16 protein-coding genes are annotated in these 22190 nt (G+C 52.7%); 8 read left to right on the top strand and 8 right to left on the bottom strand.

What is annotated here, in order from left to right; translation table 11 throughout:
- Positions 1 to 25: 25 nt before the first annotated feature.
- Together pepT and GN107_RS07230 are read right to left on the bottom strand one after the other, a co-directional pair.
- Positions 26 to 1279 carry a peptidase T gene (gene pepT, locus GN107_RS07235; RefSeq protein ID WP_155287049.1) on the bottom strand — a complete coding sequence of 418 codons (1254 nt, stop codon included), beginning with the start codon at positions 1277 to 1279 and terminating at the stop codon, positions 26 to 28.
- 20 nt (positions 1280 to 1299) lie between these two features.
- On the bottom strand, positions 1300 to 2211 hold the full coding sequence (locus tag GN107_RS07230; RefSeq protein WP_155287048.1) for a proline iminopeptidase-family hydrolase: 912 nt from the start codon (positions 2209 to 2211) through the stop codon (positions 1300 to 1302).
- A 237-nt stretch (positions 2212 to 2448) separates the two neighbouring features.
- Between GN107_RS07230 and GN107_RS07225 the strand changes: the two genes are divergently transcribed.
- Positions 2449 to 4782 (top strand): cation-translocating P-type ATPase, encoded by a 2334-nt coding sequence (locus tag GN107_RS07225; RefSeq protein ID WP_155287047.1) that lies wholly within the window; start codon positions 2449 to 2451, stop codon positions 4780 to 4782.
- A gap of 1160 nt (positions 4783 to 5942) precedes the next feature.
- Here GN107_RS07225 and GN107_RS07220 read toward each other — a convergent pair.
- Both GN107_RS07220 and GN107_RS07215 read right to left on the bottom strand, forming a co-directional pair.
- The gene (locus GN107_RS07220; RefSeq protein ID WP_155287046.1) at positions 5943 to 7193 is read right to left on the bottom strand and encodes an N-acetylmuramoyl-L-alanine amidase; all 1251 of its coding nucleotides are present in this window, start codon (positions 7191 to 7193) and stop codon (positions 5943 to 5945) included.
- Between the two features lie 286 nt (positions 7194 to 7479).
- Entirely contained in the window at positions 7480 to 7827 is a 348-nt protein-coding gene (locus GN107_RS07215; RefSeq protein ID WP_155287045.1) for a hypothetical protein, read from the bottom strand.
- Between the two features lie 277 nt (positions 7828 to 8104).
- On the opposite strand from GN107_RS07215, the gene GN107_RS07210 reads away from it, so the two are divergent.
- Positions 8105 to 8638 (top strand): redoxin domain-containing protein, encoded by a 534-nt coding sequence (locus tag GN107_RS07210; RefSeq protein WP_155287044.1) that lies wholly within the window; start codon positions 8105 to 8107, stop codon positions 8636 to 8638.
- Positions 8639 to 8730: 92 nt separating this feature from the next.
- On the opposite strand, the gene cshA is transcribed toward GN107_RS07210, so the two are convergent.
- The 4 genes from cshA to GN107_RS07190 all read right to left on the bottom strand — a co-directional run bounded on the left by cshA (position 8731) and on the right by GN107_RS07190 (position 13528).
- A complete protein-coding gene (gene cshA, locus GN107_RS07205; RefSeq protein WP_155287043.1) occupies positions 8731 to 10299 on the bottom strand; it encodes a degradosome RNA helicase CshA in 1569 nt (522 codons plus the stop codon).
- 245 nt (positions 10300 to 10544) lie between these two features.
- Positions 10545 to 11930: a UDP-N-acetylmuramoyl-tripeptide--D-alanyl-D-alanine ligase gene (locus GN107_RS07200; RefSeq protein WP_155287042.1), complete on the bottom strand. Its 1386-nt coding sequence runs from the start codon at positions 11928 to 11930 to the stop codon at positions 10545 to 10547.
- Positions 11931 to 12020: 90 nt separating this feature from the next.
- Positions 12021 to 12770 (bottom strand): hypothetical protein, encoded by a 750-nt coding sequence (locus GN107_RS07195; RefSeq protein ID WP_155287041.1) that lies wholly within the window; start codon positions 12768 to 12770, stop codon positions 12021 to 12023.
- A 92-nt stretch (positions 12771 to 12862) separates the two neighbouring features.
- On the bottom strand, positions 12863 to 13528 hold the full coding sequence (locus tag GN107_RS07190) for a DUF2238 domain-containing protein (protein ID WP_230678570.1): 666 nt from the start codon (positions 13526 to 13528) through the stop codon (positions 12863 to 12865).
- A gap of 1048 nt (positions 13529 to 14576) precedes the next feature.
- On the opposite strand from GN107_RS07190, the gene GN107_RS07185 reads away from it, so the two are divergent.
- The 6 genes from GN107_RS07185 (at position 14577) to GN107_RS07160 (ending at position 22186) form a co-directional block, all read left to right on the top strand.
- Positions 14577 to 16364, top strand: a complete 1788-nt coding sequence (locus GN107_RS07185; RefSeq protein ID WP_155287040.1) for an ABC transporter ATP-binding protein — start codon at positions 14577 to 14579, stop codon at positions 16362 to 16364.
- 674 nt (positions 16365 to 17038) lie between these two features.
- A complete protein-coding gene (locus GN107_RS07180; protein WP_196246282.1) occupies positions 17039 to 20848 on the top strand; it encodes a SpaA isopeptide-forming pilin-related protein in 3810 nt (1269 codons plus the stop codon).
- 1 nt (position 20849) lies between these two features.
- Positions 20850 to 21092: a hypothetical protein gene (locus GN107_RS07175; RefSeq protein WP_045137143.1), complete on the top strand. Its 243-nt coding sequence runs from the start codon at positions 20850 to 20852 to the stop codon at positions 21090 to 21092.
- Between the two features lie 42 nt (positions 21093 to 21134).
- Positions 21135 to 21458 carry a DUF961 family protein gene (locus GN107_RS07170; RefSeq protein ID WP_155287038.1) on the top strand — a complete coding sequence of 108 codons (324 nt, stop codon included), beginning with the start codon at positions 21135 to 21137 and terminating at the stop codon, positions 21456 to 21458.
- 18 nt (positions 21459 to 21476) lie between these two features.
- Positions 21477 to 21848 (top strand): YdcP family protein, encoded by a 372-nt coding sequence (locus tag GN107_RS07165; protein ID WP_155287037.1) that lies wholly within the window; start codon positions 21477 to 21479, stop codon positions 21846 to 21848.
- Positions 21849 to 21922: 74 nt separating this feature from the next.
- On the top strand, positions 21923 to 22186 hold the full coding sequence (locus GN107_RS07160; RefSeq protein ID WP_155287036.1) for a hypothetical protein: 264 nt from the start codon (positions 21923 to 21925) through the stop codon (positions 22184 to 22186).
- The last annotated feature ends 4 nt before the right edge of the window (positions 22187 to 22190 follow it).

Genomic DNA, 22190 nt, shown 5'->3' with positions numbered 1-22190 from the left:
TGCTTGATTTTGCCACTATCAAAGGTTACTTGCTATTTTCAGTAACATTAAGTGTCGCGATGTTGACCAGTGTCTCCGCTAGTTTGCCGATTCCCTCAACGGATACGTACTCATATGGTCCATGGAAGTTACCCCCACCGTTGAACAGGTTCGGGGTGGGCATACCTTTAGCCGTGATGATGGCGCCGTCAGTCCCGCCCCGGAACGGAATCGTCCGCACGGTGAGCCCGCTCGCCGCAATCGCATCTTTGGCGAGTTTGAGTGGGTAAGGGTACTTCTCCAGCGCCGGCCCCATGTTAGTGTACTGATTAGTGATCTGCAAATCGATCGCCACCGCCGCGTGCTCCGCGTTTAGCTTCTCCACGATTGCCGCCAGCTTGGCGCAGCGGGAGTTGAATTTGGCGCTGTCAAAATCCCGGATGATGTAGGTCATGTCCGCACTACCCACGCTGCCCGTCAGCTGGTCCAACAGGTAAAAGCCCTCATAGCCAGAGGTTTGTTCTGGCACTTCAGATTCAGGTAGTGCCGCGGCGATGCGCCGGGCGACAGTCAGTGCGTTGATCATCTTGCCCTTCGCGTTACCAGGGTGCACCGCCTTGCCGGTGATGTGAATTTTGGCCTGTGCAGCGTTAAAGGTCTCGTACTCCAGGTCGCCAGGATCACCGTTATCGAGGGTGTAGGCAAACTTGCAGCCGAAACGCTTGACGTCAAAGCGCGTTGCTCCGCGCCCGATCTCCTCGTCAGGACCAAACGCAAGGCGAATCTTGCCGTGCTTCAGGTTTGGGTGCAGGGTCAGGTAGTGCGCCGCGGAAAGGGCGCCAACAATCCCGGCCTTGTCATCCGCACCGAGCAGCGTTGTGCCGTCAGTCGTAATAATCGTCTGGCCCACCAGTTTCTTCAGGGCCGGAAACGCCTCGGGGTCCAGCTTCATCCCCGGCACGCCAGGGAGATCAATCGCCTTGCCGTCCCAGCTGCGGTGCACCTCTGGCTTGACGTGCGCACTTGGAAAATCAGCGGTATCTAGGTGCGCGATCCATCCGATTGGATCCGGTTCCGGAGTACCCGCGGGCAGGTTTGCCGGCAATGTCGCTGTCACGTAACCGTTATCGTGCATTTCAATATCCACCAAGCCGAGCGTAACCATATCAATGCGAATCATATCGGCTAAGTGCTTCTGCCCCACAGTTGTTGGGACCGTGGTACTACGCGCATCCGAACGCGTATCCACTTGGGCGTACCTGACGAAGCGGTTCGTGATTCCCGCCAAATCGATGTGCATGCTACCGCCTCCTGTAATTGCTAAAAATTGCCGTCCGTGACATCGCGCAGGTACTGGCCGAGGTTGCTGAAGTAATCATCAGGATTATCGAGCATCTGCCCGTGGCCAGCATTCGGCGTGATGTGCAGCCGGCTGTGTGGCAGCTCGCCAGCCATCCGCCGGGCTGCGGTGAGGGGCATGGTTTCGTGCCCGCCAAAAGTCAGGTAGGTCGGCAGCGTGATTTTGCTCAAGCTGCCGCGCCGGTCCCAATCCTTGAGCGCACCGACCATGACGAATTCATTGTCACCCTGAAAGTAGTTATAGACCGGGGTGGCCATGGTGCTGATTAGGTGCCGCGGCTGCGGGTCGCTGGTGTGATGTAAGTAGTTCTCACCCAGCTGGGCAACCAGTTCCTGATAGTGGGCATCGCCAAAATCGTGCTCGGCTTCCTTCTGGTGCATGTAGTCCAGGTCCGCCTGACCAAACATCTTTTCGCGAATCGCGTTAATGTTCGTGATGTATTCGTCCAGGTTGTCGATCATGGAGGACAGGATCAGCCCCTTCAAATGCTGCCCGTACTTGAGGGCGTACTCGATTGCGAGCACCCCGCCCCAAGATTGGCCGAGCAGGAAGAAGTTATCTAATCCCAGCTTAGTCCGCACCTCTTCAACTTCATCCACGTAATAGTCGATGTTGAAGAAGCGGTCGCGGTTTTCCTTCAGGCTGAAGTCCGGCTGGTCGGAGAAGAAGGATCCGAGCTGGTCATAACGACTGACCCGGACCTTGTATGGCGCCAGGCGTTCAGCAAAATTCTCAAAGACTTCGTTCGTGCCGCCAGGACCACCATGCAGCGTTAGCAACTGAATGTCGCCGTTACCCTTAGTCTGTGTCCAAATGTGGTACCCATTATCGAGGGTGACAAAATGTGTCCCCTGCGGATCTGTTTTTGGCATAAAATCATTCCTCTCTACGGTTACTATGTTCTATTATCTAGCAAAAGCAAGCAAAATGCAGCCGCTTTCGTAAATATCTGCAATTTACTTTCACTTTAACAGCCAAATCTGCAAATTTTGTCTAAAACCAGCCCTTATGCCGACGCTATCACCTGCTCATTCCTATACAATAAGAATATAAGCTGCGCACGCAGGTTAACCCGCACCGCCAGACTAACTCAGAGGGGAGGAATCCAGATGGCAACGAACCCGAAAACAGGCCTCAGCAAGCAAGAGGTTCACCAGCAGATTGCTGCGGGCAAGCAAAATAATGAGCAACAGGAACTGACCCGCTCCGTCAAGTCAATCGTCGCCGGCAACACGCTGACGCTTTTCAACTTGGTCAACCTGGTCATCGCCGCGCTCATCATCACGACCGGCAGTTACAACAACCTCCTCTTCTTAGGGGTGGCCATCGTCAACACCGCTATCGGGACCTTTCAGGAAATCCGCGCCAAGCACCAAGTCGATTCCATGACCATCCTGAATCAGGAAAAGGTCCACGTTCGCCGTGATGGTCAGGAGCAAGAAATTGCCCAGTCCGAACTGGTCGTGGGCGACATCCTGCTCCTGCACCGCGGCAGCCAGGTGCCCGTCGACGGTGTGGCGACTAGCGCTACGCCAATGGAAATTGACGAGAGCCCCCTGACTGGTGAGCCCAATGCCATCGCCAAAAGCAGCGGCGACAAACTCTACTCCGGCAGCTTTGTCGTTGCCGGCAGCGGCAGCATGGAGGTGCGCAAGGTTGGCAGCGAGACTTTTGCGAGCAAACTGGCACTGGAGGCTAAGGCGGAAAAGGCGAGTGGCAGCCAGCTGCTCGCGACCATCAACCGCATCATCCGCGTGCTCACCTTCGTCTTGATTCCACTGGGCATTGCGCTCTTCACCGTCTCCATGATCCGGCGCGGCGATTACAACCGCGCCATCCTGACCACGAGCGGTGCGGTCATCGGCATGATTCCCGAGGGGCTGGTGCTGCTGACCAACGTCGCACTGGCGGTCGGCAGTCGCAACCTCGCCAGTAAACACGTCCTCGTGCGCTCCATGACCGCCATCGAGGCCCTCGCCCGCGTGGACACCATCTGCCTGGACAAAACTGGGACCATCACCAGTGGTAAACTCAAAATTGACCAGTTCTACCCGCAGCCCGGTGTCACCGCCGCGCAGCTGCAAACCGCCGCCAGTGCCGTTGTCTACGCACTGAGCGACGACAACGAGACCGCGCTCGCCATCAAGGAACGCTGCCCCCAGCCGGATGCGCTTGAACCGCTGACAACCGTGCCCTTCAGCTCCGCCCGCAAGTGGTCCGGTGCCAGCTTCGCAGACGGTAACAATTACTTCATCGGTGCGCCCGAATTCACTTTTGGCGACAACCTAGACCCCGCGTGCCAAAAGCTGATCAAGGAGCAGTCCACGAAGGGTCTACGCGTGCTCGTTGTCGGCCGGGCACAGGCACTGCAGCCCGCACTGACCAAGCCTGAACTCATGGGAATCATCACCATCGCCGACGAGTTGCGGCCAACCGCCATCGACACTTTTGACTTCTTCGCTAAACAGGATGTCCGCCTCAAGGTCATCTCCGGCGACAATCCCGTGACCGTTGCCCACGTCGCCAAGCGGGCGCACATCGCCGGCGCTGACAATTACGTCAACATGAGTGAAGTCCCTGATGACGCGGATTACGGTGCCTTGATGCAAAACAACACCGTCTTCGGCCGCGTCACCCCGCAGCAAAAGAAGCACCTGATCGCGGCCTACCAAGAACTGGGCCACACCGTCGCGATGACGGGGGATGGGGTCAACGACGTCCTCGCACTGCGCCAGGCGGACTGCTCGATTGCCATGGCCAGTGGTTCCGAAGCCGCGAGTGCCATCGCTGATTTCGTGCTTCTGGAATCCAACTTCGACGCGATGACCGGCGTGCTCAACGAAGGGCGTCGCGTCATCAACAACGTCGAGTCGGTCGCCTCCCTGTACCTGATCAAAACGATGTACTCCTGCGCGCTTGCGGCCATCTTCATCTTTATCAACGCAGACTACCCGATCATTCCCATCAACCTGACCCCCGTTTCCGCAATGGCGGTGGCGGTGCCATCCTTCTTCCTCACCCTGGAACCGAATTTTGCCCGCGTTACCGGCCAGTTCATGAGGAAAGTCATGACCTACGCGGCGCCGGCAGCACTGGCCGTGGTCATCTACACCCTGTTCATGACCTGGCTGGCCTGGATCCTGCGCATGAGTTTCGCAGAAACGGGCACCATCGTCGCGCTGCTCATCGCCTGTGTCTCTTACAACGTGCTGTTCCGCGTGTCCCGGCCGTTCAACCGTTACAAGGCCGCCATGCTGGTCGTTGTCGGGGTCATGCTGGTGACGGTGTTCTTCGGCATCAACAAGTTATTCTCACTGCAATCACTGTGGAACTTCAAGCTCTTCCTGATCTACGCACCGCTGGCGGTCAGCACGGTGCCGTTCTACTTGCTGCTGCAGGAGTTCCTCGGGCGGCGAGTGCTTGGGCGAATCAACTGGCGGTAAACTCCATTGCGGCTTTCTTTTCGGCCGGGCGGTGGGCACATTTTCCTCCCACTACTCTGGCGGTAGTGACAGACAGGCATGCTGGGGCGCGGCTCCAGGCTTGACCAAAAACCGGTCAAGTCTTCCGCCTTAGCTACGAGCCCGCCGTGTTTTCACAGCATTAGCAGTAAGAATTCAAATAGCACCTTTACTATTATTAGCGGTCTCTACGCTATCCCCGACAAATGAAGACGGTACCCTTGCGAAAACCATGCAAGAGTACCGTCTTCATTTGTCGTTTCAGCATGGTCACTACCGCCAGATTCGTTCCCGGAAAAGGCGCCCACCACCCTACAGAGATATTCTAAACTTACATTCACTATTGTCCGTTCAATTAGAGGCTGCAAACTCAGCACACCAGTTAGACTATTCGCCCAAAAAATCTAGGCGTGAACGTACTCGACACTAGACAAACACTACGAGAAAACAACGGCATGAATACCAACCAGCTTAACAGCCATAAATCAAGGAGGCCCACCACAATGGCGGGCCTCCTTTTTCACCTCCTTGCTACTGCTTTTTCTGTTTATGCATCACAATGCTCGCGCCAATCAACACATACACTAGGTAGAATACTGTAAACAGTACACAAGCCAACAGAATCAAATTGAAAACACGGCGAAAAAATAATCCAGAGATAACTAGTGCGACAACAAGGACGGCAAGAAAAACAAAATCGCGTGGTTTAGTATTTTGTATTATTTTCCTCATATGCCATTCATTCTTCAGAAACGTTATTTTGTCAAGTGTGTTTTTCGATATTATCGTAAGCAATGTCAGCCCTTACAAATGCTATTGCAATGGCAATGCATACGAAAATACGCCGCGGTATTCTCAGCTATTCAAATCTACCGTTCCTGTAATGTTAAATGCATCCGCCCCAGCAGGACCAACCCGATCGCCACGCAAAATACCGTTAAGCCGATTGTGATTCCGAAAACGCCAAAATTAAATTTACCAAACGCTACAGAACGTAAAAAAGCGCAGCTGGTAAGTCATGGCGTACGGAGTGAGGACGGCAGCTTCGCCCCTCCAGGCGGGCTTCAGCCGCGTAGAAACCCAAAAAAAGACAGCTTCCACATAACTAAATGTGATAAGCTGCATTCAATCTACTTAATCAGTTATGCTTTGACCCACTGGTTACCGCCGAGGCAGTACCAAGTCCCGCCATTAACCTTCTTAATGGCGCTGTACTTCCAGCTGGTCCCCGCAATCAAGTTGCGGACCGCCTTTGCGCTGTCAGAAGTGCCGGCACGCAACACACTGGTCTTGCCGAGGAAGATTACGCCGTGGGTGCTGCTGCTTGGGGTGACCTTCGTCTTGAAGTTGACCCCATTAGCGAACCACTGACCGGGCTTAAATTGGTACCATAGTTTACCTTCGTTGTAGACGAGGTTACTGTACCCAACCGTTTTGCCCTTAGCAAGGGTGCCGAGGACCTTGTAGTCACTCCCGGGGCCGCTCTGAATTGCGGACGTGCCCTTCACCGTAATTGTTGGGGTGCTCAGGCCGCCGACGCGAATCCACTGGTTACCGCCCAAGTTGAACCAGAACTGACCGCGTGTCACCTGCGCGCTGAAGTACTTCCAACTGCTGGACTTACGTAGCGTCTTGATTTTGCGGTAGTTGTAACTTGGGCCTGTGTAGACACCCGTTGCCGCACCTAGCTTGACGACGTTCGCGTTCTTGGCGCTGGCTTGCGGCTTGATGTACCCCAGCTTGTTGTACCAAGTCTGGATGAGCGCGTAGAGCTGATCCATGTCGTAACCGTGCTGGGCAAAATAGCCAACTGGGTCGCTATGATCCGTGCCACCAAGGTAGTGGGACACGTCAAAGTGAGACCAAACCGTGCCTAGACCATCGTGCGTTGCGAGATCCGGCCGCAGATTGTACTGCCGCAGCAGCGTTGCTGTGTAGTAGGCCAGGTTATTAACACTCTTCACAAAATCAGTCTGCGATTTGGTTTCGCAAAGCTCCACGCTGATGAAGCGCGCGTTGGCAACCGCGCCGGCACCCCAAGTTTTGTAATCCGTACTCATCATTTTGTCGATTGCAGTGGCATCGACCGCGGCGTGCACGTAGCTACTCTTGCTCTTCCAGTCCTTGTTCATGTTCTTCGCAGTAGTCGCAGCGTTCCAGTTGGGCTCCGCCGTCTCGTGGATGAGGACCCCTTCCGGCCGGCCAACACCGGCACGGAAGCCCTGCTTGTACGGGAAAGTCGACTTCATCGTCGTAATCTTCGCCGGCTTGTAAGCAGCCGCCTGCTGGTTGACCGTCGCAGCGTTAACGGGCGCAGTCTGCCCCAGCGTTAGGGCAAACGCAAAAGTGGTGCCAAGCGCCGCCAGCAGTGCTAATCGATGCTTCAACTTCATAAACTAACTCCTTCCGCCGCCAAGAAAGCCCTAGTTGCCCAAAAGCGACAGCTGGTCCCAGTCCCTCTGGTGGTTATCTTAATTAATTATTTACCTTTTCATTCTAGCACAGGCCATCGCTCGGCAATTGTCCTGACACGACTTGCAACACAATTGATAAGCAACGCGGTCCCTACATTTTGCCCGTTAACTAGCCGCAAGCGTTATGTGGCAGCAGTTCTAAGGACCGTTTCACAATCAAAAAAATCGCCCGACATTTATGTCAGGCGACCAATTGTAATCAATTCTACATGTAACGGGCACGGTTTTCGAAGTTCAGCCGGCCCAGAATCACGTCTGGTGCGGACGGATTAGCCTCAATGAGAATGCCGAGGTTATCGAGCTCCTTGCAGATGTAATTAAGGGTCGCAAGGTTAACGTTCGTCCCCTTCTCAAGGGTTGCTCCCTGCTCCTTAGCGTACGCAATCGCGTCCTGCACGGACAGCATCACCGTATCTTGGAACGTCGTGTTGAGCCGCTCGTAGAGGTCCGCAATCTGCTGGTTCATGTAGCTCTTCACGGCCGCAAAGTAAGCCTTGTTCGCTGCCTGCAACTTGAGGTAGCGGGCAACGAGTTGGTTGTTATCAATTTCCATATATTCGTCCTCCATAATTGTCTCTGTTAAGTTTATCTAATCAGGACCAGTTTGCAAAGCAGTTCACGTTAATATCTGCAAGTTTTGCAAAATATCGTGGTAACTTCTGCAAAATTTTGGGACAACCCGCACACCATTAGCAAAATCTCAGTTGCCAGTCGCCCCGTCCGGCCAGGCTTTCGATATTAATACCTACTTTTGCCTCCACCACCAGGAATATGATTGTAGGGGCAAGTTTGCCTCCGCGAAATAGCTGTGGTTATGGGGCCGAATCAGTATGCAAATCGAACGTCATGGCATCCCAGTTGAATTAAGTGGTGACCCCTGTCCCTGCGGCGCCAAGTTGCCCTTGTGTAACTTGTACGATGCAAGTGGCAAGCGGGTGCCGACCAGCAGTCTCCACGGCTGGTCAATGTTCTCCATCCTGCCGGTGTTTGCCAAGCAGGTTTGCGACCAGGCCATTCTGGCGTTCCACCAAGTAATGGCCCGCTTTTCCAAAGTTAAACTCTACACGGTCGCGATTACCGCGCCGGCCGAACTCAATAATTGGTGCGGCTGGATCGGCAGCCGCGCGATGACCATGCTGGCGGATCCCGATGCAGAGTTTGGGCTGGCGATGGGCCTCTACATCCCCTGCAGCCACACCCTCGCCCGCAGCCTCTACATCGTTGACCCGCAGCGCGTAGTCCGCTACCGGCAGGTGGTACGGGAGCAGAGCGAACAGACCGACTTTGGCGCCGCGGTTACCAGCCTACAGGAACTAGTTGCGGCGGAAGCTGCGGGGCAGAGTGCACCGGCAGAACCAGAATAATTTTGAGCACAAAAACACGGCGGTACTAAGCCCATCCCGAATGGAGATGCTGCTTAGTACCGCCGCGCTTTATCAGCTAATCAAAAACCAGATTAGTCTTTCTTACCGCGAATGACGAAGCCGCCGCCACGGTTGCCGCCTTTGCTGCCGCCGTTTTCGCGCTTGCCATGGTAACGGTCGCCGCCATCGTGGCGGTTGCTGCTGCTATGGTGTTCGTCGTTGCCGTAACGCTTCTTGCCGCCATTACGGTGATCGTTGTAGTGGCCGCCGTTACTGTGGCCATTGCCGCCACGGTTCCGGTTGCCGCCGCGACCGCCCCAGTGCTGCTTGCGGCCGTGACTTGGCAATGGCCGCTCTGGTGTGATGCGCACAGGAACACTGCTTGCGTCGTCAGGAGCAACTTCCTTGAGGTATGCTTCCACAAGTTCAAGTGGGGTGTATTCTTCAAGCAATGCTTCGGCTTCGTCCTGGAAGTGATCCAGGTCGTCGCCCTTAAGCTGTTCCTTAACGTTAACAATGGCACTGTTCATCTGGCCCTTGAAGGCTTCTTCTTGGGTTGGTGGCTTGAGGGGAAGCATCCGCTTCTTGGTCAAGTCCTCAATTGTCCGCATGTAATCCATTTCGTTAGGTGCAACGAAGGTTACTGAGATCCCAGACTTACCGGCACGGCCGGTACGGCCAATGCGGTGAACATAGCTGTCTGGGTCCTGAGGGATATCGTAGTTGTAAACATGGGTCACACCAGTGATATCAAGACCACGGGCAGCAACGTCAGTAGCAACTAAGAAGTCGAGCTGGCCAGCCTTGAACTGACGCAGAACCTGCATCCGCTTTTGCTGGCTGAGGTCACCATGAATCCCCTCGGCGTTGTAACCACGGGCCTGGAGTCCCTTGGTGAGTTCGTCAACACGGCGCTTGGTCCGGCCGAAGATCAAAGCCAGTTCAGGGTTCTGAACGTCGAACAGACGGGTCATGACGTCGAACTTCTCGAAGTCCTTAGCGCGCACGTAGTACTGTTCGATCGTGTCGGCGGTCAGTTCCTTGCTTTCGATTGCAACGGTGATTGGGTTGTGCATGAACTTCTTGGTGATGTTCATGATTGGCTTAGGCATCGTTGCGGAGAAGAGCAAGGTCTGACGAGTTTCAGGCGCGGTCTTAACAATGCTTTCGATGTCATCGATAAAGCCCATGTCGAGCATTTCGTCAGCTTCGTCAAGAACCAGAGTCTTCAAGTGCTCCAGCTTGAGGGTGTGGCGGTTAATGTGGTCCAGCAAGCGGCCAGGAGTTCCGACCACGATCTGGGGGTGCTGCGCAATACCGCGAATCTGGCGGCGAATGTCGGCACCACCGTAAACGGCTTGGACCTTAGCACGCTTGTCCTTACCCAGACGGTACATTTCTTCCTGGGTCTGAACAGCCAATTCACGGGTTGGTGAAATGACCAAAACTTGAACTGAAGGGTCACTGGTGTCAATCATCTGCAACAAAGGCAGTGCAAAGGCAGCCGTTTTCCCTGTCCCCGTTTGTGCCTGACCGATAACATCTTTACCGGCGAGTACGTGCGGGATCGTCTCTGCTTGGATCGGTGTGGCTTCCTCGAAACCAGAACGTTCAACAGCTGCAAGCAGATCCTTATCAAGGCCTAATTCGGCAAATTTCAAAAACTATTCCTCCTATTGTGTGTGCACCAGTTCGCACATGCGAAACTTCTGGCGCGTATCCGGCACCTCACAAAACAGGATGAAAGTAGTTACTTAAACTAACCGTTTTGAAAAGTGCTATCAAAGTCATGATGAAACAAAGCATTCGCATTAGTGTAGCATGTCCGCACGGTAATTGCAAAATGTGCGGAAAGGAATGCCACCATTTTCACAGATGCTTTTTCAATAAATATATTAATTAATACCTATTCACGTTCCGTTGCCTGCAGTGCGGTGAGCACGGTCTCCAGGTGCATCCCGTGGCTGCCCTTGAGCAGGACCAGGTCATCCGCCCGCACATCATCAGCCAGTTGGGTGATGAGTTCCGGCTGGGAACCGAATGCGTAGTAGTGCAGGTGCTCGGGTGCGTACACATCCTTTAACTTATCCGCAAGTGCCCGCATGTCATCCCCATACAGGTAAACATCAGAAATTTTGTGGGGGTTGAGCGAACTGGCTAGGCCGGCGTGCAGGTCCTTGCTGGCGTCACCGAGCTCGAGCATGTCCCCAAGCACCGCAATGCGCCGGGACTTGGTCGGGAAGTTGGCAAAATCGCCAAGTACGGCCGCATCAGCGGTCGGGTTGGCGTTGTAGACGTCACTCAGAATCATCTCACCATTGTCACCACGCAGCCACTGCGTGCGGTTGTCAGTCGCGCGGAAGGTCTTGAGCGCCTTCTGAATGGCCTCGGGCTTGATGTGAAAGCGGCGGCCGACCAGGATGGCGGCGAGGGCGTTGCTGACGTTGTACTCACCCATGATCGGGATTTCGAAGTGCAGATCCGGCCACTTGGACAAGTCAAAGTCACTGGAGGTCTGCTTGGCGTTGATGTTCCGCGCGTAGAGATCGTTCTCCGGGCTCAGACCAAAAGTCTTGCTGGCCTGCTGCACATTCTTCGCGCGTTCCCGCAGCAGCGGTTCGTCACCATTGTAGATAAACAATCCGTCTTCTTTAAGCCCGTTGACGATTTCCATCTTCGCGTCGGCGATCCGGTCGCGGGTCTTGAAGAATTCAATGTGGGCCTCACCGATCATGGTGATTACAGCAACGTCTGGTGCGGCCATTTTGCTCAGGAAGTCGAGCTGGCCGGGCCGATCCATGCCCATCTCAACGACCAAAACCTCGGTGTTGGTTTCCATACTGAGAATGGTCATCGGCACGCCGATTTCATTATTAAAATTGTCCTGCGTCTTAACGACGTTGTATTGGCTTGAGAGCACGGCCGCGCACATGTCCTTGGTCGTGGTCTTGCCATTACTGCCGGTAATAGCGACCACTTTGGGGTTGACCTTCATCAGCAGATAGTAGCGGGCCAAATCTTGCAGGGCGCGGAGCGGATCGCGCACTTCCAGTAGCGGCAACTTGGTATTCACGGCATCGTGACCGATTGCAAACAAGCTGGCCGCAGCCCCTTTCTGCTCAGCAGTAGCGATAAAGTCGTGGCCATCCCGTGTTCCCTCGAGGGGAATAAAGAGGTCCCCTTCCTTAAGCTTACGGGTATCGAAGCACACACCAGTGACGGCGATGCGCTCGCTGCCGGCCGGTGCCTCAGTCTTCAAAACACCCGCAATTTCACTTAGGGTCATTTTCATGATTAACTTCTCCAATCAAATCAAAATACTGGGGACCACAGTTATGTGAGCCGTAGTCCCCACTACCTTGATTATCCATTTAAGTATTAACTACTTGTTCATCTCAACGCGCCACTGTTCGCTGCGCCGGTCCAAAACCAATTTGCCGAGCTCCTCACCGCCAAGGGTATCGGGATTCATGTCCGCAAACAGTTGCCGTTCCGGCAGCCGCAGCATTGGTACTTCCACTTCTCGAGCGTTGATCGCCGCGCTCGGCCAATCAAACGCGACCCCATCCGGGAACAACTGCTCCAGTTGCTTTTGCACAGCTGGTGGCGTCTTTTCGTTGCCAATGTGATTGCGCGCCCGGAACCAGAAGGGCTTCTGAGCAAGGACATCGCGCAGGTGTCGATTCATCGCCACCGCAAAAACCGTGGCAAAACGCTCGGGGTGCCGCCAGTAACTATTCACCAGTCCCGTCTTCAGCGGCACCCGGGCATACTCATTCTGCAATTTATAGTAGAAAGGCAACACCATTTGGGCTTTTTTGTGGCCCAAATACAGTAGCTCGGCGATTTCCTGTGGCAGGAGGTCGTCCACAAAGCCCTCTTCGCGGTAATCCAGCCACGCTGCTTGCCGGCCGCGATCAGAGCTCAAAAAATTGCGCACCTGGTCTTGCCCGTCAATGACGTTAAAGCCGGTGTGCTGGTTGATGGTCAAGTCATCGGTAACGGGCGGCAGCAGCATAATGTGCCGCGGGACCGGATTGGCACTGTTTAAACTGTCGATAGGATCGATTCCCATCGTGACGTACGCCGTTGAAATGGGTTCAAAGCGCACATAGATCATTGAATTACGCACGGTTAATCTTCACTTTCTAAATGCTCATGCCCATTGTACACCGCAAAATACACCCCTGCCACTACTTGCAGGCGGTCTCTAATTTGCTTCTATTAATTGCGCTTCCGCTTGCGCAGCATAAACGTTTTGAGCCAAGCGGGGTTCTTCCGCATCGCAAAGTAGCAGTAGATACCCAGCAGTGCACTGCCCAACACGTCCATGGCTAAATCACCCATCGTGTCGTAAAGCACCGGGTGCCCAACCAGCGGGTGCCCATGCGCCATGAAGCGCTGCATGTTCATCCCGAGCAGGGAGTCACCAGTGAACTCGTAAAACTCCCAGAAAACGCCCAGCATGGTGCCAAAGGCCGTACCGAAAAGCGAAATGAGCAGCGGGTCGATTTGCATGATTTTATCATCCGGCGTCCGGGCCGCATAAATCATGAAGCCGATTCCGGCAAGCATCGCAGCGGAAAAGAGGTGCTCGTACTTATCCCAGTACGGAATCGAGTACGCCTGCATCCCCGACCCCAGCAAGATTGCCATCAAGATGAAAACTTCATATAAAGCCACTAGAAGCGGTGGCAACTCAACCTGGGCAAAATGTTCAATGAGCCGCGGCAGTGACGCGAGAATGATCCCAGCCGCTACCTCAGCAAGCAGTGTCGCTTGTCCCGGATAGATGGGGTGACCAGTAACCATTGCCCCACCGCAAACCAGCAGGTACAAAACCATCCCGATAATGTTGATTCCGTAAAACACTGTCCCAATTTTTTTCAAGCGGCCGTCCTCCTCGCCATTGCTCCTTCTATTGTACCGTGCCCCGCCGTGCTTGCCAAAGCCTGAACCGCGGCAAAATGGTAGAACAGTCGTTATTGCGACGTTGCCCGCAAAAAAGGGCAAAAAAAAACCACCGTTAGCGGTGGGAAAGTTTGGGGGAACTTTTTTGGGGAGTGCAAGTTTAGGTGTTGGCTTATCGCCCTTGCAGGTATTATATTACTCTCTACTACGAAATTAATAAAGCATATTAGTAAACTTTTTTTGGTAATTTTTGGTAAGATTGAAGCCAGCTAATTAATCGCATAAGCTGATGGTTTGTAACTTTGATACAGAGTTTATAATCCCTAAGCTAGCGGTTATTAAGAGTAAGCGACTTCGCGTAGCTAAACCGTGAAGCGGTGACCATCCAGCATCCCCATAATGGTAGCACTACTAGCACTGTGACTAGTCAGGGCAAAGGTCATCCCTGGCTTGTGGTTAATACTTATCTTAGCATTAGTAATAATTCGTGGCTGAAATCAATGAATGTTGAACAACTAAACTTCAACACTTAAAAATTAAATAACGTGTGCTCTGAATTGCCCACTCTCAGAGATGAACCCTCCAGCCTGACTCATCGCTAGTCTGTAGCAAAATAGCTGAGCCGCAGCCAGCACCCTCAAGCACAGTGTTGAGCCAAATTAGGATCATCGATACTGCTAAACAATTTGCTACCAGGATCGTAATGAAGCGATCGTACGCATCGACTCGAAAATGGTCGTGCTTCGCTAGTTGACACTAGTGTTAATAATTAAGGCACCCTTCATGCTGTTAGCTAGCTAATCATTGCTGATGCCGTACCCCCCCAATTGAAAGCATTCACCACAACCGCCTAACTGCTTGTTATCGGTCTAACAAAGTGCTAGATTTACCGCATACCATTTACTCGTTAGGAGGCATCGTTATGAACAACACATTCACTCTGTCTGCACAGAACTAAAAGCAACTCCACTCGTCCGTGATTTGTCACCGTGACTACGGAGTTGTTGACAAAGATAGAGGACGAATTATGTTTAAACAATTTAAAAATTACCTGTCACTTTACGTGCAGAGTTTCCGCCTGTTTTGGCAAGCAGCTAAAGGCAGCAGCCTACTGCTGATTTTTCTGGTACCGGTGCAATCGCTGGCCCCAGTCGGGATGATTTGGCTGGCGCAGCGGATTTTGGATACCCTGGTGGCTAAACAAGCAATCGGCATGTTGGCATTGATTTGGGGACTGGTGTTCTTTGCCTCTAGTGCTGCCATCCCCATCAACACCTCCGTCCAAGGTATTTTGACTGATAAACTGATTGCCTTCGTTAACGTTGAGTTAATGAAGAAGTCCCGCTCGATTCAAGGATTGAGTGCCTTTGAAGACGCCGACTTCTACGACAATCTGCAGCTCGTCAGTTCCGAAGCATCGTGGCGACCGGTCAACCTGATCGTGTTCGGCATTAGCGCCATCCGGGAGCTGATTACCGTGATTGCGATGGTGCTGTTACTGGCACACTACAACGTGTGGATTGCCATCCTGATGGTGATCGCCATCATTCCGCAAAGCATTATCAGTTACCGGGTGCAACAGGATGCCTTCGAGACAATGGTGACGCGGAGCCCTGACGCCCGTAAACTGCAGTACTACAGTGAGGCCCTGCTCACAGCAAAGAATGCTAAGGAAGTCCGGTTGTTCGGCGCGTTTGATTTCTTCATCAACGCTTACTCCAAGCTGTACAAAACCATTCACGGCAAAGTGCGGCGGGTCCGCATTCGCCAAATGCAGGTGTCATTGGTCTTCCTACTAATCAGTGCGTTCATCAGCAGCGGTAGCCTGTGGTGGATGATTCTTTCGATTCAGGCGGGTAATGCTAGTGTTGGTGGTCTGTTGGTTTTTGCATCGACACTGACCGCCTGCAGTGGTTCCGTGTACTCTTTTATCGAGAATACCAACCTGCTGTATGACACCCTGCTCTACATGCGCAAGTACTTCGACTTTATGAATTACGCCAAAGCACCACTGGCAATTGGTGACCAATCCTTCCCTGAATCCGTGACAGATATCGGACTTGACGACGTCCACTTCAGCTACCCTAACCAAAAAGTACCGGCCCTGGACGGAATCTCACTCCACGTCCACGGGGGCGAACGAATTGCCATCGTTGGCGAGAATGGTTCGGGCAAAACCACCCTAGCCAAACTACTAATGCGCTTCTACACCCCCGCGGCCGGCGTGATCAAGCTGAACGGGACGGATGTTCGCGAGTTTGCCCTACAGGATTACCGCAAGCATTTTGGCGCGGTCTTCCAGGACTTCTCCAAATTCTTGCTACCAATCAAAGATAGCGTCGGCATCGGTAATCCCGCGAAGATGAACGATGAAGCACAAATCCAACATGCTCTGGCTGCCGGCGGAATGGCCGCGGTGATGCAGAAGAAAGAACTAACTGCAGCAACACCCCTGGGCAAGCAGTATCGCGGCGGCGTCGACCTCTCCGGGGGTGAGTGGCAGAAACTAGCCATCTCCCGCGCGTTCATGCCCGATAGCAAGATCATGATTCTGGATGAGCCCACCGCCGCCCTGGATCCGCGCAGCGAGTACGATGTCTACCAGCGCTTCTTGACCTTAGCCAATGGGAAGACGGTCTTCTTCATCACGCACCGCCTCGCCGCGGTGCAAATGGCCGACCGCGTCCTCGTGCTGCGAGCTGGAAAAATTGTTGGCTTCGGCACCCATGCGGAGCTGCTGCGGACGAGTCCCTACTACAAAGAGATGTACGAGATGCAAGCGGCAGGGTACCGGAACGCCGATGTACAGGAATAGATCAATAATTCCATGACATGCTAATAGCCTCATCCCAGTGATTATTGGAATGGGGCTATTGTTGTGCCCTACTGGACAGCTGGCTAATCAAGAGTATTGATTGGTAGGATACACGCAGCTGATTATCCGTTTTGAAAATCTGTCCGTCTTCTTAACCTGTATTGAGCTAATACCCAGACTATTACCTCAGCTATCATTAAACAAAAGAAGCCCCGCAGATTCCAAAGAATTTGCGGAGCTTCTCTACTAGTCTGAACTGAACTACCATTCAGTGGTTCACTCCAGACACTTTCACTAACCGCCTTATGCCGCGGGACGCACCCGCCGCGTTTGGCAATCAATTGAATTACTTCTTGTTAAGACCGTACTTTATACGGATTTTTCTCAAAATTTCTCAAAAATTCGCATAGAATAAGGCTTTAGCACACTTCTTGTCGGTAGCATATTTCAAATTTTCTCAATAAGTTTCAGTGAACGCGTACAAATTCTCGTACACGAAAAATGTGGCGTAAGACCCTCTAACTGACAAGCCCTAAAGCATATAGGCATAACACTAGCAGATAAAGGTCACCATTGATTGCAACTCGTATATATAGAAGCAAATGAAGTCGTTTAGACATTTCATTTGCTTTTTTTAATACCCAATTTTCAATGAATGGAGACTAACAACTATGATGAAAACAGCTCGACGATCCGCTGTGATTGTCGCATTGGTATCGTTGTTTGTCCAGCTCTTTATCCCGGCTTCAATGGCGATTGCCGCCAGCATGACCAACACCAAGGTCGCTGACTGGCGCAACACTTGGCACCTGCATCTGTTTAATGGCTTACATTGGACGGACACCGGTATGTGGATGAAAAAGGTGGACGGCAAGGTTGCCTTCTGTGTGGAGCACGGCGTCGATCTCGATATGAGCGGCTCTGGCTACAACCCCAGCACCTACTCCGACGCTAAAAAGGATCAATTAGCCAAGATTGCTTACTACGGCTACTACCAAAACCCAACCAACCGCAATTACGCCGTGACCCAGATGATTATTTGGGAAACGCTCGGCGATTCGTTGCTTACCACACCGAACAAGACCTATCAGTCTGAAAAGAAAGCGATTCTCGATAAGGTTGCGGCTCATGATCGCAAGCCATCTTTTAATGGCAAACAGATCACGCTCGCAGTTGGTGATTCAATCACGTTGACTGACACCAACGGACGGCTCGCGGCTTTCGCTCAACAAACGGCGAACACCGCGAATCTCAAGATTACGAAGTCTGGCAATACGCTCACGCTGACGGCCACTGCCCAGTCGAAGGAATCTGGTAAGGTGGCTTATTCGATTGCCAAGGCTGCTGACGTGGGCACCTCTTTCGTCTACACGAAAGGCTCACAACAAAAGCTCGTTAACTTCAAGCTCTCCAACAACGGTGAGTTCATCCTGCCAATCAAGGTCAACTTGAATGGTGACGTGAAAACAAAGAAGGTTGACGCCGACACCAACAAGGCGCTACCAGGTGCCAAGCTCAAGTTTGAATACAATGGCACCACCAAGGAAGTCACGACTGGCACTGACGGCTACGCTGCTCTGAACGGAATCAAGGCTGGTACCAAGATCAAGATCAGCGAAGTTACCGCCCCGAACGGCTATGTCAACAAGGGCGAACTCAAAGAAGTCACCATCGAACCTGGCAAGACCGTTGAAGTTGTTCTCGGCAACAAGGAACAGCTCGGTAACGTGACCCTCACCAAGATTGGGCGTGAGTTCGGTAGTGACATGTTCAATGCCTACTACTCACTGAACTGCGCTGTCTATGGAATCTATACCAGCACCGGAACACGGGTTGACGCAATCACAACTGATGGTAACGGCAAAGGCACCTTGCAAAACCTCAAGCTCGGTAGCTACTACGCACTGGAAGAAAAAGCCCCTGCTGGCTACGTTCTGAATACGACTAAGCTGCCATTTGAATTGAAGTATGCTGGTCAAACTGTCGCGGTCACCACTGCTCACGTCGATACGACCGATCAAGAACAACGTGGCACTGCCACCATCGAAAAAGTTGATGCTGTTAAGGGTAAGCAGCCACAGGGCGCTGCAAGCCTTAACGGCGCTGTCTACGAGCTCCACCGCGCAGCCGATGACAAGCTCGTGAAGGCAGTGACGATTGCCAATAATTCAGCGTCCGTTTCCGGTTTGGAACTGGACGATTACTACTGGCAAGAAGTCAAGGCACCGACTGGCTACGTGCTTGACCCACAAAAGCATGCCTTCAAGCTGGCTTACGCAGGTCAGAACGTCACCACTGCAACTGCCACCACGACGGTCAAGGAACAAGTCATCACCGGTAATCTCGACTTGCTCAAGTACGGGAACTACGACTGGACAACCCAAGTCAAAGGCACTAAGCCGGTCATGCTCAAGGATACTCAATTCACCGTAACCAGTAAGACCACCGGCAAGGTGGTTCGTACCGGCCTCACCGATGCCCAAGGCTACGTGAAGTTCACGGATTTGCCTTACGACACCTACACCGTTACTGAAACCAAGACCCCAACAGGCTACAACGGCATCAAGCCGTTCACGGTTACTGTTGACGGTACCCAGAAGTCCCAGCATTACAGCATCGAAAACAAGGTCATCGAAGAAACGCTGCGTGTAGTCAAAGTCGATACCGAAACTGGTAAGACCGTGCTGCGCGCTGGTGCAATCTTCCGGATTAAGAACCTGCAAACCAACAAGTACGAAGTTCAGCCAACTGCCGACAAGGCCGGTACGACTGATAAGTTCGCTACCGACAATTCCGGCGAGTTGATCACAGCCGAAGCGCTCGGCTACGGCAAGTACCAACTCGAAGAAGTTCAAGCTCCAGAAGGCTATGTACTGGCTAAGGAGCCAGCCAAGTTCACCATCGACGGCAGCCATAAGGACGGCATCGTGGTCATTAAGTTCGCTGACCTCTCCCAAAAGGGTGTCGCCACCTTGACCAAGACCGGGGCTACCCCAGTCGCCGTCGAAAAGGTTGAAACTGAATACGGCGATCAGTACAAATTCAATTACGACTATACCGCCCTCGCTGGTGCGAAGTTCGAGTTCAAGGCAGCAGAAGACATCACAACGGCTGACGGTACCATTCGTGCCCACAAGGGTGACGTGGTTGCCACTAGTACCACTGATGCTCAAGGCCAGATTCAAACCCCAGAGTTGTATCTTGGCAAGTACACGGCAACTGAAATTTCTGCACCAAATGGTTTCATCATGAACCCTGATCCGATTGCTTTTGAGCTCAAGTATGCCGGGCAAGAAGTGACGGTAACCTCTACCTCACTTGAAGCCAAGAACGACTTCCAACAACTCGACATCACGCTTAACAAGCAAGAAGAAAGCATTACTGGCTGGAAGGACAACCTCCCAGAAATCAAGAACATTGCGGCTAACGGCCAGATCTTCGGCCTGTTCACGCAAGGCGAAACCAAGATTGGCGAAACTGTGATCCCATCTGAATCACTCGTCGCCACCACGACGGTCAAAGACGGTAAGGCTGAATTTGGCGCAATCCAGTTGCCAGAAGGCTACTACTACGTCAAGGAACTTGATGCTGGTGAGAAGCACGACTTGAACACGGCTATGTATGGCTTCCACTTCCACACCACCGACAACGAGAAGATCAAACGCATCGACCTCAATGACGGCAAAGTGATCAACAACAAGCTCCATGAAAACGAACTGTCATTCAAGAAGATCAATGAAGTTGCCACGCTGGTTTCGGGTAAAGGCTACTCCTATGCAATGACCGGTAACGCTGCTGGTGCGGTTTTTGAACTGCTCGACGCTGACAAAAAGGTGATTCAGACTATCACCGTCGGCAAAGATTCCACTGGCTCCATCAAGCACCTACCAGTCGGCACCTTCTATCTCCGTGAATCCAAGCCTTCTGCCACCAACCTTGTCTTATCGAAGGAAACTCTCAAGCTCGTGTCTACCAAGGACGGCGTGACGGTCTTCGATAGCAAGGACAAGCAGATCGGTGGGACCAAGGCTGACGCCAAGGAACCAACTATCGCTTTTGAACTGACCAACGACTTGATCAAAGGTACGGGCGAACTAACCAAGACCGACGTTTCTACTGGGAAGCGACTGCCAAACACCGGCATCCGCATTCTGGACGAAAACGGCAAGACGGTTGTATCTGGTCGCACCGACAAGAATGGTGTCTTCTCCTTTGGCAACCTGCCTGCTGGCAAGTACAGCTTCCAAGAATACGATGCACCAAAGGGCTACGAAATTAGCGAAGCCCTCGTGCCATTCGAGATCACTAAGGACGGTGAAATCGTGAAGGCTGTCATGACCGACAAACAGACGCCTAAGCCTGGCCTGCCACAAACCGGTAATACGACATCCGGCTGGCTCATCGTCATCGGTGTGGTACTGCTGCTCGGCATCCTCGCTGCAATGGTTGTGATCGGTGGTGCCAAGAAGAAAGACGGCAAGTAACATGCGCATTTCTTCTATCAATATGTACCCCGATCCCGGTGGCGACGTGCTGCTCCAAGGAGACATCGTATTGGATCATGTGCTGATCTTGAAAAACGTGAAGCTCATCGAAGGTCAGTATCGCTGGTATATTCAGTTCCCACGATACGCTGATGGCCGCACGGTTCACCCAATCTCCAAATCGTTTTACGACTATCTGCTCCAACAACTAACCGAATACTATCACCAAGCCACAGCCGAGTAGCCGAACTACCCGGCTTTTTGAATACGAAAGGAAGACTTCAACATGGAACTCAAATTTGTTGCACCAAACATTGAAAAGACGTTCGGCCACCTGTACTTCGGCTCGCTCAAGCGCGAACTGTCAGAAGGTGATCGCGACAATCGCAAGGTTGTCTCCCGCACTTACGAGTTGTTCTCCGACTTGCAGCGAACCGACAACATCGAAATCACCATTCCAGCGAAGAAAGGCGACAAGGCTGAGAGCATTGAAGTTGATGCACCAGTCACCGTCATCAAGCCACGCATTGCGACCGTTGGCTACCGAATCGGTGAACAAGCCTTTGTGCGCTACATCTGCAATGCCGACGATATTGTCCCAGTCAAATAAAAGAAAAGAGGAACCCACATGCGATTAGCAGAAGGCATCGTTATCGACCTAGAAGAAACCTTTGGCGTCTTGAAATTCTCCGGTCAGCGCCGCGAACGCTTCGTGCAAGACGAAGACGGCAACCGTACCGACGACGTGAAGGAACGCACCTATGACTTGAAGTCTATGAAACAAGGAATGATGATCCAAGTTTCAATTCCGGCAGAGGCTGGGGTCAAGGACTTTAAGTACAACCAGATTGTGACCTTGATTGATCCCGTGATTGACACCGTGGCAAACGCGAACTTCAACCGAGTTGAAACCTCGTGGTACATGAAGGCCAAGGATCTCGTGATTGCCACCGCACCGGTCAAGCCGCAGGAGAAGCCAAACAACAATGACAAGAAATAGCTCATTGCCCCACTCCTCGCGCGCGCCGCCCGCTGCGGCGGTTACTTGTCACTAACGAAAGGAGTTGATCCCTGATGATGACTTCCACATTGACCGTAGTTGGTCGTGAAGTGTTCATCGACGACTATAACGAAGAAATCGACAACGACTACCGCCTTGACCCAGACGAGATCCTGCAAGATATGGTGGAACTCATGGAAGACAGCCCCGAATCCTACCAACACCTGCATATCGACAGCGAACAAACTAACGACGGCATGAATAAGTTGTTCTCGTTCACTTCATACGAAGGTGACGATGGCTTGCGGCTCTCGTATCTGGGCGTCAGCGATGAATGAAAGG

Origin of the sequence: Lacticaseibacillus zhaodongensis (genome assembly GCF_009687905.1) — a bacterium.
Classification (GTDB): Bacteria; Bacillota; Bacilli; order Lactobacillales; family Lactobacillaceae; genus Lacticaseibacillus; species Lacticaseibacillus zhaodongensis.
Note: the sequence above shows the minus strand (reverse complement) of the source record. Positions and strands in the feature narration are given on the sequence as shown.